Raw genomic sequence first — 12,456 nt, forward strand, 5'->3', positions numbered from 1 at the left:
CTCCAGTACCGCCACGACGTCCTCAACGGCTGCCTCACCGGCACCGGCCTCCGACGCCAGCCACCATGACGACATCACGCATTCAAGGTCAGTAAGCAGGGTCATCCGGCGCACTCAGCCGTCGCGCGGTCGCGGGAGATGCCACCCACTGGGGACCGGTCTGGGAAGTGATGCGGACACTGGGCGGGCTGCACGGCCCGGAGAACGTACGGCTCGTCGTCTGGTTCGATTACTGACCATCGAGCTGTCGGAGGAGAGTAGCGGTGGCCAGAATAGGCCAGTGACGCGATGGTTCCGCAGCTACTGGGACGAACAAGACACCTGGTTCTACTTCGAGGTCGGCACCGACGACTGGGTGCGCCGCCAAGTCGAGCTCGAAGGGCCAGCGCTGCGACCCATCGCCGCCGCTTCGGCCGAGGACGACGACGCCCGGTGCGGGTTCACTGCCGAGTTGCCCGTCACCGACCGGGAGGGGCACGTCGAGGAGCCGTTGACCTTTGAGGAGTTCGAAGACGTTTGGGCGGCAGCCCGGCGACACCTCATGGCCCCCGAAGCCTGACCTATCGGTCGACGACGTTCCGGTCTGCGGCTCCCTCCATGGATCCGCCGTCGTAACGCCACAAAGAGAACGGCGATCAGGCGCAGGACAGAGAGCCGGCGCACCATAGCTCCGTAAGTCGACCTGAAATCAGGGGGCTTGGGGGCACAGGGAATTGGGGGCGTACGCGGCCTCGGCCAGGGTCTGACCGCAAATCTCCGGGTCCACCTCCGCCCCTGGGTCAGCTGTATCCAGGCAGGCGGCCACGCGCCCTTCCGCGCCCTCGCGTCACCTTCTCTGACCTGGTGTTTTCGGGAGATTTCCCTAGGCTGGGCAGCAGTGCTGGATAGGGTCGATAGGGGACTTCGTGAGTGAGAACGCCAACCTGTACGACGCCACGCACATCACGGTGCTGGAGGGGTGGGAGGCCGTTCGGAAGCGGCCCGGGATGTATGTCGGCTCGACTGGTGAACGTGGCCTGCACCAGGCCGTGTTCGAGGTCGTGGGCCGGGCCGTGAAGGAGGTCCTGGCCGGCCGCGCCAGTTCCGTCGACGTCACCCTCATGCCCGATGGCGGCGTGAAGGTCGCCGACGATGGGCCGGGCGTTCCCGTCGAGGTCACCGATGACATGGATGGTGCCAGTGACCTCGAAGCTCTGCTGACCCGCATGTACGCCGGAGTGGAGCCTGCCTACCGCAACACTGCAACTGTGGGCCTGGTCGGCATCGGGCCCAGTGTCACCAACGCCCTGTCGAGCCGCCTGACTGCCGAGGTGCGGCGCGATGGTGCCCGCTGGGTTCAGGAGTACGTGCGCGGCGTCGCCGTCGCCGCGCCCACCGCCATGGGGGCCGCAACCTGTAGCGGAACGACCATCACCTTCTGGCCCGACTCCGACATCTTCGAGACCGTGGAGTGCTCGTTCGCCGTGCTGTCCGAACGCTTCAGAGAACTGGCCTTCCTGAACCGGGGCCTGGGTATTTCGCTCACCGACACACGTCCTCCGGGCGAGACCCTGTCGGTGCAGTTCCTGGGCGAGGCACAGGACTTCGTTGCCTTCCTCGACGCCACGGCACGGACGCCCGTACACCCGGACGCCATCGCCTTCGCCTGGGAGGACCTGCGGCTGGCAGGGACGGCGGAGGTCACCCTGCGGTGGTCCACGTCCCCCGAGGAACGGATCCGCAGCTTCGCCAACAGCCAGCCCACCCTCGGTGGCGGCACACACATGGTGGGCTTCCGCGACGGGGTGACAGCCTCGGTAACCGCCTACGCACGGGAGCGACAACTTCTGACAGCGACGGACCCCGATCTCAGCGCCGATCGGGTCTGCGAAGGACTGACGGCTGTCGTGTCCGTGAAACTGGACCATCCCTCGTTCGAGGGCGCCACCCGCGGAGTGCTCGGCAACCCCGCAGTACGCGCCTGCGTCGATGAGGCCGTCCGGGAGCACCTCGGCAACTGGCTGGAGGGACACCCGGAGCAGGCCGCAGCCATCGTCGACGGGATCATCACCGACGCTCGCAGGATCTGACGGTGCCGGACCGATCCCGCCAGTTCCATCGAAAGCGCCGACCCTCTTCGCTCCCAGCTCCGGGCAAACTTGCTCACGCAACGCAGCTCCCGGCCGCAACCGCGAACTGACCCCCATGCCGAGCACTAAGCGTTGGGAGAATCCTGGGAGATGATCTTCCTCTTGGGCCCCCGCGAGACCTCGCCCAGCCAACCCAGACCAAGCTGTTGACCTGCACGTTCAGCAAGATCCCCAGGTAGCAATCTCGGTCGAACCTCATTCGGGACGAAGAGGTCGTGGGTTCAAATCCCGCCACCCCGACAGCCGAAACACCAGGTCAGGCCCGGTACTGAGAGATCAGTACCGGGCCTGATTTGCGTTGGGGGGCCATTCTGGGAGCTGTTTGGGTGCCAACTTCGAGATCTGGCTCCCGGGCAGCTCCCCTCCTCCTCCGCCGAGGGCAGCCTGGGGTGCCTGGCCATGGCCAGGCACCGGATCGGACGGCCGCGAGGTCGCCCACATCCTGATTACCCACAGCCCGGCCTTCATCGTCCCCGACACGGCCGACGTGACCGAGGCCCGCATGCGGCGTCTCACCGACAGCCTCAGCCACCTGGCCGAGCAGGAGGACGGCCTCGCCGGAGTGGGTGACCAGCGCGGTCCAGTCGGGGCGGGTCGGCAACCGCAACCGGCTGAGGCGCCCGGGAAGTGCAGCAGCACTTGGTCGCTGACGAGCCCCAGGCACCGGCCGGCGTCAGGGACCGTGTCCCTGGCTCAGCCCACCGCACGCGGCACCGCCTTCGCGGCGTTCTGGGCCCTGCGCATCCAGCTGGTGATCCTGTACGCGCAGAGCGGCATCAGTAAGTTCGGCGTGCCGGACCGGCTCAACGGGTCCGCCGAGTACTACATCCTGCGCGACCCGATCTTCGGTGCCGCCGAGCCATTCAAGGGCCCGGTGCTCTGGCTGTCCGAACACGGGCCTACCCTCGCTCTGTTGGCCTGGGGAGGGATCATCATCGAGCTGGTGATCGCGGCGTTCCTGCTGGGCCCGGAGCGGTGGCGCAAAGTCGCCTTCGTGCTCGACGTCCTGCTGCACGCCAGCATCATCGCGACCATCGGGCTGTGGAGTTTCAGCCTGATCATGACGCGACCATCGGGCTGTGGAGCTTCAGCCTCATCATGATCGGATGCGCCGCGGTCGCCGCCGCTCCCGACCGCACTCCCCTCACCGACTGCCCCCACACACACCCGCGACGCAAGGAGCCCCCACGAGCGGCCCCCCGCCCCACAGCCGACTGCGGTGTTCACGCCGAGCGTCTGGTTCGGCACCGGTCCCTCCCCTGTGGGGACCGGTACTGAACCAGACGCCCGGCGCTGCCCCGTGGCGGGTCGGCCCCTTGGGAATTCGGGCTCGCGCGGCTGGAAGTCGCCACCGCTGGACGGCTCCACCGAGGTGGATTCGGAGAGATGGGGCATCATGAGCTGTCTCTCCGAGCGCTGTTCCGACCGCCCCGGCCGGGCAACGCCCGGTTGCTGCGCGACTACGGGGAGATCCTGTCACCCGTGGCTCTCCCGGACGAGGCTCCGGCCTTCGGAGCACGGTTAAACCGCAGGTCAGCCCTATAGGCTGAGTTTTCCGGTCCGGACACCCAGGCACGGGGGAAGTAAGGAGAGGAGACCTTGAGTCCCGATTCAGGGGCACGCACCGCCTTCGCGGAACGTCTGGCGCTGCTGTACAAGGAGGCCGGCGATCCCCCGCTCAAACGGGTCGCCGAGTCCGTCGTGCGGCTGCAGCGGGTCGACGAGCGGGGGCGGCCGGTGCGCGTATCCGCCCAGCGGATCAGCGACTGGCGGCGGGCCAAGAACGTGCCGGCCCAATTCGCCGCACTCGCCGTGGTGCTGCACATCCTGATACCCGAAGCGCGACGCTCCAGGCCCACGCCCGTGTCCGAGGGCCTGTACGACGTGGCCCGGTGGCAGCGGTTGTGGGAGCACGCGATGGCCGACCCCGTGGCCGACCGCCCCACGCCGTCCGCGCACGAGAAGGACGCCTCGGGCGAAGCCGAAGTCGAAGCCACGGCCGTTGCGGGCGGCGTCTGCCCGTATCTGGGGCTCGCCTCGTACCGGGCGCAGGACGCCCGGTGGTTCTTCGGCCGGGAGCGCAGCCGGGACTCCCTTGTCGCCCAGCTCCGCGCCGCGGAGAAGACCGGGGGCCTCGTCATGCTCGTGGGTGCCTCCGGGGCGGGAAAGTCTTCCCTTCTGAACGCCGGTCTGGTGCCCACGCTGCGCGAGGGCGCGCTGGGTGACGAGGGCGGTTGCGAGAGAGCGGTACTCCAGCTCGTACCGGGAGCCGATCCGCTGGGGGAGCTGACCCGCCGGATCCCCGAACTCGGCCCCGTCGTCCGTGCCGCGCGGGAATCGACCGTGACGGAACCCGGGACTCCGCGCTTCGGGCACGCGGTGCGGGACGCCGTCTCGGCCTGGGCGCAGCGCGAAGCGGACTCCCCCGCGCCTCCTGTCGTCATCGTGGACCAGTTCGAGGAAACCTTCACCCTCACCGCGCACGAGCCGGACAAGCGCGCCTTCATTCAGCTCCTGCACGCCGCGTGCACGCCCGCCGAGCCCGGTGGGTCCGCGCCCGCCCTCGTCGTCCTCGGCATACGTGCCGACTTCTTCGAGCAGTGTCTCGGCCATCCGGAACTGGCCGACGCCCTCCAGCACCGGCACATGGTCCTCGGGCCGCTGAGCACCGCGGAACTGCGCGAAGCGGTGACGGGGCCGGCCAAAGCAGTGGGTATGGAACTCGAACCCGGTCTCGCGGAGTTGATCGTCAGGGAGGTCAGCGCCGACGGGCCCCGCGGAGCGCACAACGCGGGGGCGCTACCGCTCCTCTCGCACGCCCTGCTCGCCACCTGGCAGCGGCGCAAGGCCGGACGGCTGACGCTGGCCGGCTACCGCACGGCGGGCGGAATCCAGGGTGCGGTCGCGGCCACCGCCGAGCAGGCCTGGACGGGCCTCGACCCGGCGGCGCGCTCGGCCGCGCGGCTGCTCCTCCTCCGGCTGGTCCGGCTCGGCGAGGACACCCAGGCCACCCGCAGGCGCGGGGCGCGTCGCCAGCTGGCGGAAGAGTCGACGGACTCCGACAAGACGGAGGAGTCCCTCGAAGCGCTGGTCCGCGCCCGATTGGTGACGCTCGACGCGGAGACCGTGGAGATCACCCATGAGGCGTTGCTGCACGCCTGGCCGCGCCTGCGCGACTGGATCGACGAGGACCGGACCGGCAATCTGCTGCGCCAGCGGCTGGACGAGGACGGCAGGGCCTGGGAGGCATCGAGCCGCGACACATCCCTGCTCTACCGGGGGTCCCGGCTGGAACAGGCCCGCTCCTGGGCGAAGTCCGCCGGTGACACCTTCCTGACCCGGGCCGCGGTGGAGTTCCTGGCCGCTTCGGTCAAGCTGCGCAAGCGGACGGTGTGGCTCATGCGCGGCGCGGTGTCGGCTCTGGTCGTCCTCGCGATCCTGGCCGTCGGTTCGGCGGTGATCGCCCGGCAGCAACGGGACGACGCCGTGTTCGAGCAGGTGCTCGCCGAAGCCGACCGGGCCCAGCACACGGATCCGTCGCTCTCCGCTCAACTCGCCCTGGTCGCCCACCGTTTGCGGCCCGGCGACGAAGGTACGAAAAATCGGCTGATCTCGACCGTGAACGCGCCGCTGGCGACTGCACTCCTCGGCCACACCGGTGCCGTCTACCTCACCTCGTTCAGTCCGAACGGCCACACCCTGGCCACCGCCAGCTACGACCGGACCGTTCGGCTGTGGGACGTGCGGGACCCGGCGCGCCCAGAACCGCTGGGCAAACCGCTCACCGCGCACGCGAGTTGGGTGAGCAGCGCGGTCTTCAGCCCGGACGGCAGCACGCTCGCCAGCGCTTCGGACGACGGTACGGTCCGGCTCTGGGACGTACGCGATCCGAGCCGCCCGCTGCCGCTCGGCGCACCGTTGAGCGGCCCTGGGGGCACGATCTACCTGGTCGCCTTCAGCCCGGACGGGCACACGCTGGCATCCGCCAGTGAGAAGGGCAGCGTCCGGCTGTGGGACGTGGCCGACCCGCGCCGGCCCAAGACGCTCGACGACCTGACCGGCCACACCGCCGCCACACGTTCCGTGGCGTTCAGCCCGGACGGGCGGACGCTGGCGGCGGGCGGCGACGACGGCTCCATCCGGCTGTGGGACATGACCGATCCCCGCCACCCGGCACCGGTCGACACCCCGCTGACCGGGCACGCGGGCACCGTGCACTCGGTGGCCTTCAGCCCCGACGGACGCACACTGGCCAGCGGCGGCGCCGACGACACCATCCGGCTCTGGAACATGGGCGACCCGCGTCACGCGAGCCCCCTCGGCTCTCCGCTCACCGGCCACACCGGCCCGATCTGGTCGGTGGCCTTCAGCCCCGACGGAACCAAGCTGGGCGCCGCCAGCGCGGACAGCACGGCGAGCCTGTGGAACGTCAGCGACCCCGCCTATCCCTCGCAGGTCGGCGAGCCTCTCTCCGGGAGCAGCGGCGAAATGTACGCCCTGGGTTTCAGCCCCGACGGCCGGACCCTCGCCACCGGAAGCGGCGACGGGAAGGTGCGCCTGTGGTCGATCCCCACGTCGGACATGATCGGCCGCATCGGATCGTTCCGCCCGGACGGGCGGGTGCTTGCCACGGCGGCACGCGACAACAGGGTCCGGCTGTGGAACGTCGACGCTCCCGACCGGCCCGTGCCCCGGGGGAAGCCGTTCACTTCGGGGGAGGGTGAGGTGCGTTCGCTGGTGTTCTCCCCCAACGGTCGCACGCTCGCGGTCCTGTTGGGGGACCGCACCGTACAGCTGTGGAACGTCGTCGACCCCGAACGGCCGACCCCCTACGGGCCGCCCATCACCCTGCGGACGCGGTTCTCCGGTCCCAGCGCGCTGGCGTTCAGCCCGGACGGCCGCACCCTGGCGACCGCCTTCGACGACCGCACCGTACAACTGTGGGACGCCGGGGACCCTTCGCGGCACCTTCCGTTGGGTACGCCTCTGTCCGGACACAAGGGCTATGTCAACTCCCTCGTGTTCAGCCCGGACGGCCGGACTCTCGCCAGCGGCAGCGCGGACGGCACGATAAGGCTGTGGAACGTGACCGACCCGCGTCACAGCTCCCGCCTCGGGCCACCTCTCACGGGGCACCTCGGGCCCGTCAACGCGCTCTCCTACAGCCCGGACGGCCGCACGCTGGCCAGTGGCAGTGACGACGACACGGTCCGGCTCTGGAACATCGCCGACCCGCTCAAGGCAACCCAGGCGGGATCGCCCCTGACGGGCCATACCGAAGCGGTCGTGTCACTGACGTTCAGCCAGGACGGACGCACCCTGGCGAGCGGCGGCAACGACAACGCGGTCCGGCTCTGGAACGTCGGCCACCCGTCCGAAGCCTCCGCCATCGGGCAATCGATGAACCCCACCGCGAAGACGGGCAACTTCCTGTCGTTCAGCCCCCACAGTCACATGCTCGGGGTGTCGAGCGGCAGCGATACCGTCCGGCTGTGGAACTTGGACGCCGATGACGCCATCAGCCGTATCTGCTCCTCCACTCGGGGCGTTCTGACGCCCCAGAAATGGCGCGAGAACCTGCCCCGCCTGTCCTACGCGCCGCCTTGCGACCCATGAGCGCGAGACGTGATCTCAATCACAACCCCTCGCCGCCGTCCCGCAGGCGATTCCCGGCGCAGTCGCGCCGTTGTTAGGGTTGGCGCCAGCCCGATCGCCGGCGCATCCCCCGTCGCCGGCGATCGGGCGCTCGCTTGTGTGCTGCACGCCACCTACCGGACACGGCGCACCGACATGCTGTTCGCGACTCACTGGGAAAGGTGGTGAGCCGTGAACCGGCGCATCGTCATCGTCACGGCCGTCCACGCACCGTCGGCGCACTTCCTGCCGGACGCGTACAGGTCGCTGTGCGCGCAGGAGCTTCCCGAGGGCTGGACCTGGCAGTGGCTGATCCAGGAGGACGGCACGACCGACCAGGTCGCGCCGCACGTCCCCGACGACGAGCGGATCACCTTCCGGCAGGGCCGGCCCGGCGGCCCCGGTGTCGCACGCATGATGGCGCTCGCCCACGCGGACGGCGCGTACGTGAAGGTCCTGGACGCCGATGACCAGCTCCCCGCCGGGACGCTCGCCCGCGACCTGGCGGCGCTGGAGGCCGACCCGAGCATCGGTTGGGCGACTTCGCGCGTGCTCGACTTCCTCCCCGACGGTTCGACCGCCGGTTTCCCCGGCGACCCCGCGCCCGGCCCGATCGAGCGGCGAGCGGTGGTCGACTACTGGGCGGCCAACGACTACCGGGCGCAGGTTCATCCGGCGACGCTCTTCGTCCGCCGTGACCTGCTCCTCGCGCTCGGCGGCTGGATGGCGCTTCCCGCCTCGGAGGACACCGGGCTGCTCCTCGCGCTGAACGCCGTCGCGCGCGGCTGGTTCTCGTCCGAGGTCGGGCTCCTGTACCGCAAGTGGGAGGGCCAGGCTACCGGCCAGGCTGCACACGTCGACGCCGCCGAGCGCGAAGCCCGGATGGCTGTGGTGGAGGCCCGGGCGCGGGCGCTGGACCGCTTCCAGTGGCGCTACCCCGTCGACGCCAGCGACGCCGGCGACGCCGGCTGACCGCCGTCTCAGGTCAGCGCCTCGGCATCGACACGGGAGAAGATCAGCTCCGTCTCCCCCACGATCGGCCGGCGCCGGCGGAGCGGAGCCACGGGGCGCCGTATCGCCCGCGGGTAGCTCGCCGGCGCGTACTCGGTCGGCAGCCGGTACGCGTGGAAGCCGTGCGTTCGCATGGTGGACAGCAACTCATCGACGGAGTCGCCGAGTTGACCCATCCGGTCCGGAGTGATCTCGACAGCGATCTCCGCGTCCGGCCGAAGGCCGTCGAGCACGGGAGCGAGCCCCCGGACGGCACTGCCCTCCGCGCCCTCGACATCGATTTTGATCACCCGCGCCCTGGCCACCTCGTCCGGTTCCAGAAGCTCGGCCAGCGGAACGGCCTCGATCGCGAAGGTCGACTCCGCCGGCCCGTCGTACGGAACGATCGAGTTGGCGCCCATGTTGTGCGAGCTGGCCAGGACGAATGTCAGCGTCTCGCGCACGTCCGAGACGGCCACGTTGACCGCGCGGATGTTGTCGCGGTGATTGAGGGCCGCATGCCGCAGAAGGCGGCGGTGAAAGGTGGGCGAGGCCTCGATCGCCACGACCCGCCCCGTACTGCCGACAAGACGCGAGCCCAGCACGGAGAAGACACCGATGTTGGCGCCGACGTCGATGAACGTGTCCCCGGGTTTCAGGCTTCGCCGGAGCCAGTGCGTCATGTGGGGCTCCCACACTCCGAACAAGTACAGATACCGCTGGATGAGATCCTGCGTATCGACGGCGAACCGGGAGCCGAACCGGTCCTGAGCGACCCGCCGGCGCGGTTGGTCGCCCAGCCGGGGGTTGAGGTATCTCGCGGCGAGCGCGGCCTTCCCCAAGGTGCCTGGCGCGTCACGTACATAGCGACGCCCCAAGGTGATCAGGGCCTGTGACATGGGGTTGCTCATCCGACTGCCTCTCCGTCAAGGGACGGGCGAACGATAACGCCGGGGAGGGCCGCCTCCCCGGCGTTCCGAACGAGCGGCAGCCGTGATCAGCGCTCGGCGGAGGACCTGAGGTCCCGGTCGAAGGGCAGGTCCAGCATCCGAATGGCGTTCCCCCGCAGGAGCTTGTACGCGACGTCTTCGGGCAGCCCGCCCACATGCTCGGTGGCGACCCGCTTCGTGTGCGGCCACGTCGAGTCGACGTGCGGGTAGTCGGTCTCGAAGGTCGCGTTGTTCACGCCCACGGTCTCGATGGCCTCGATGCCGTGCCGGTCGCGGAAGAAGCAGCAGAAGATCTGCCGGTAGTAGTACGTGGACGGCGGCTCGGGGATCAGGTCCTTCACGCCGCCCCACGCGCGGTGCTCTTCCCACACGTCGTCGGCGCGCTCCAGGGCGTAGGGAATCCACCCCATCTGCCCCTCGCTGTAGGCGAGTTTGAGCCGGGGGAACTTGACCAGCACCCCGGAGAACAGGAAGTCCATCATCGACGCCATGGCGTTGTTGAAGCTGAGCGAGGCCTGCACCGCGGGCGGGGCGTCCGGGGACGCCGCCGGCATCTGCGACGACGAGCCGATGTGCATGTTCACCACCGTTCCCGTCTCCTCGCAGGCCGCGAAGAACGGGTCCCAGTAGCCGGAGTGAATCGACGGCAGTCCCAGATACGTGGGGATCTCGGAGAACGTCACCGCGCGCACCCCGCGGGCCGCGTTCCGCTTGATCTCGGCGACGGCCAAGTCGATGTCCCACAGCGGGATCAGGCACAGCGGAATGAGCCGGCCGCCGCTGTCACCACACCATTCCTCGACCATCCAGTCGTTGTACGCCCGGACGCAGGCGAGCCCGACGTCCTTGTCCTTGGCCTCGGCGAAGGTCTGCCCGCAGAAGCGCGGAAAGGTCGGGAAGCAGAGGGAGGCCTCGACGTGGTTGAGGTCCATGTCCGCCAACCGGGCCTTGGGATCCCAGCAGCCGCGCCGCATCTGCTCACGCGTGATGCCGTCGAGCGTCATCTCGTCGCGGGAGAAACCGACGGCGGCGATGATGCGCTTGTACGGGAAGATCTGCCCCTCGTACTCCCACCAGTCGGTGATCTGCCCCTCGGGGTCGGTCGTGAACTCGTACTTGCCGCCGATGTACGCCAACTCGCCGATCCCCGCGGTGAAGGGCTTCGGCCCCCGGTCGCGGTACTTGCCCGGGAGCCATGTCTCGAAGAGGTGCGCGGGCTCGATCACGTGGTCGTCCACGCTGATGACCCGGGGGATCTCCTTGCTGCCGTGCTCGCTGCTGGCCACGCCCTACCCCCTACTGCCGCCGGACCTCCGGCTGTCGTATCCGACGCCGTATCTGACGCCCCATCAGATTGAGCGTATGACTTCCCTCTGGCGACGGCAAGCGTTCCGCCACATCCCCCGCCCCTCTTGCGCGGCCAACGGGCCCTACGCTGAACTGATCTGACGTAACGTCAGGTGAGATGTCGGAGGGGGCGCCGCATGCAGACGTTGTGGCTCGGCGGAGCCGAGTGGTTCGCCGTGCTCCGGATCGGGCTCGGCCTCTGGTGGCTGGAGAGCTGGCGCCACAAGGACAAGAAGGACTGGTTCGGGGGCGGCGGCATCAGATGGGCGGCAGGCATCGCAGAGAAGCACCGGTGGAGCGTCGTGCGCTCGGGCTTCGACGTGGTGGTGCGACCCCGGCCCGTCGCCATGGCCTACGTCGTGGCCTACGCCGAGCTGGCCCTCGGCCTCGGCCTCATCCTCGGATTCCTCACACCGATCGCCCTGACCTGCGGGCTCGTCCTCAGCCTCAGCTACCTCGTGCTGATGATCCACGACGTGGCCGAGCAGGGCCAGAACCTGATGATGGCCCTGATCTCGCTGGTGGCACTCCTCGGGGTCGCGTGGCAGGTCTGGTCACTGGACGGTGCGCTGGGGCTCTTCCGGTGACACCCCGTGCCGCGGCGTTTCAGGACTCTCGACCTTCCCTCGGCCGGGGAAGCCGGCAGCCCCTCGCGTGCGCGGCCACCGTGCGACCACGCCGCCGTCGAAGCCCCGCTCGCCTCTGGTCTGTTACGCCGTTACATGCCACCCTGCCCCGCATATCCGTCCTCCGCGGCGCGGTTCACTGTCGGGGAGGACGCCACGCGCTGGGCGCGAACCGTCGTGCCGGCAGACAGGGAGAAGCGATGAGCGCACACGACGACCAGGACGAGCGGACGCCCGAGGCAGCGACGGTCCTCAGGCAGAGCCACGCCGCGCGGGCGGAGAGTGCTGCGGCGCGCGCGGCCGCTCTCAGCCACTACATCGAACAGCGTGGCTCAGCAGCGGAACCGGAAGGCTCCTCGGCCCGCGCCGAAGCCGTCTGGAAGGCCGCCCACGCCGCCCGCGTCGCGGCTCAGGCCCTGGCTGTGATCTCCGAGAGCGCTCCCGACCCGGCCGCGGACTCCCGCTGCGCCAGGAACGCGGCTGCTTCCGCCGCGCAGGCCGCCCGGATGGGCCAGGACATCGACGGCGCGACAGAACCCTCCGTCGCCGCCTGCAAGGCCGCGCTCACAGCATCGCTCGCCGCGTCCGCGGCGGCGAAAGCCGGGCAACTGGGCGCGAACGAGGCGCTGAACGCTGAGGCGGACGAAGCGGAGAAGGGCGCCGTCGCGGCCGCCGAGCGCGCCGGCTGGATCCGGCCCGGCGAGAAGGTCCCCTCCGTCGCGACCGGGCTGCGCAGCGGCGAGTTGATGTCGATGATGCATCTCTGATGCCGCGGGCGGC

9 protein-coding genes are annotated in these 12,456 nt (G+C 69.8%); 7 read left to right on the top strand and 2 right to left on the bottom strand.

The genetic code is table 11. The annotated features are described in order from the left end of the window. The first annotated feature begins 280 nt into the window (after positions 1 to 280). From AB0D31_RS30255 to AB0D31_RS30275, 5 genes are all read left to right on the top strand, one after another. Complete coding sequence (locus AB0D31_RS30255; protein WP_362729004.1) at positions 281 to 559, top strand: hypothetical protein; 279 nt, start codon at positions 281 to 283, stop codon at positions 557 to 559. 346 nt (positions 560 to 905) lie between these two features. Continuing rightward, complete coding sequence (locus tag AB0D31_RS30260) at positions 906 to 2,069, top strand: ATP-binding protein (protein ID WP_362729006.1); 1,164 nt, start codon at positions 906 to 908, stop codon at positions 2,067 to 2,069. Positions 2,070 to 2,616: 547 nt separating this feature from the next. Continuing rightward, on the top strand, positions 2,617 to 3,231 hold the full coding sequence (locus AB0D31_RS30265) for an HTTM domain-containing protein (protein ID WP_362729008.1): 615 nt from the start codon (positions 2,617 to 2,619) through the stop codon (positions 3,229 to 3,231). Between the two features lie 497 nt (positions 3,232 to 3,728). Beyond that, positions 3,729 to 7,745, top strand: coding sequence for an AAA family ATPase (locus AB0D31_RS30270; RefSeq protein ID WP_362729010.1), 4,017 nt, complete (start codon positions 3,729 to 3,731; stop codon positions 7,743 to 7,745). Between the two features lie 210 nt (positions 7,746 to 7,955). Beyond that, positions 7,956 to 8,735: a glycosyltransferase family A protein gene (locus AB0D31_RS30275; protein WP_362729012.1), complete on the top strand. Its 780-nt coding sequence runs from the start codon at positions 7,956 to 7,958 to the stop codon at positions 8,733 to 8,735. Positions 8,736 to 8,743: 8 nt separating this feature from the next. On the opposite strand, the gene AB0D31_RS30280 is transcribed toward AB0D31_RS30275, so the two are convergent. Continuing rightward, on the bottom strand, positions 8,744 to 9,664 hold the full coding sequence (locus tag AB0D31_RS30280) for an FkbM family methyltransferase (protein WP_362729013.1): 921 nt from the start codon (positions 9,662 to 9,664) through the stop codon (positions 8,744 to 8,746). A gap of 86 nt (positions 9,665 to 9,750) precedes the next feature. Beyond that, positions 9,751 to 10,989, bottom strand: a complete 1,239-nt coding sequence (locus AB0D31_RS30285; protein ID WP_362729015.1) for an amidohydrolase family protein — start codon at positions 10,987 to 10,989, stop codon at positions 9,751 to 9,753. A 198-nt stretch (positions 10,990 to 11,187) separates the two neighbouring features. On the opposite strand from AB0D31_RS30285, the gene AB0D31_RS30290 reads away from it, so the two are divergent. Both AB0D31_RS30290 and AB0D31_RS30295 read left to right on the top strand, forming a co-directional pair. After that, on the top strand, positions 11,188 to 11,637 hold the full coding sequence (locus AB0D31_RS30290) for a DoxX family protein (RefSeq protein WP_362729017.1): 450 nt from the start codon (positions 11,188 to 11,190) through the stop codon (positions 11,635 to 11,637). Positions 11,638 to 11,876: 239 nt separating this feature from the next. Continuing rightward, complete coding sequence (locus AB0D31_RS30295; protein WP_362729019.1) at positions 11,877 to 12,443, top strand: hypothetical protein; 567 nt, start codon at positions 11,877 to 11,879, stop codon at positions 12,441 to 12,443. Positions 12,444 to 12,456 lie beyond the last annotated feature (13 nt).

The organism is Streptomyces sp. NPDC048361 (assembly GCF_040651795.1).
In the GTDB taxonomy this organism is placed as follows: Bacteria; Actinomycetota; Actinomycetes; order Streptomycetales; family Streptomycetaceae; genus Streptomyces.

Bases quoted from the DNA above. Each gene is read 5' to 3' on its own strand.
- AB0D31_RS30290 (WP_362729017.1), top strand. From the start codon at position 11,188: ATGCAGACGTTGTGGCTCGGCGGAGCCGAGTGGTTCGCCGTGCTCCGG.
- AB0D31_RS30280 (WP_362729013.1), bottom strand. From the start codon at position 9,664: ATGAGCAACCCCATGTCACAGGCCCTGATCACCTTGGGGCGTCGCTAT.
- AB0D31_RS30295 (WP_362729019.1), top strand. From the start codon at position 11,877: ATGAGCGCACACGACGACCAGGACGAGCGGACGCCCGAGGCAGCGACG.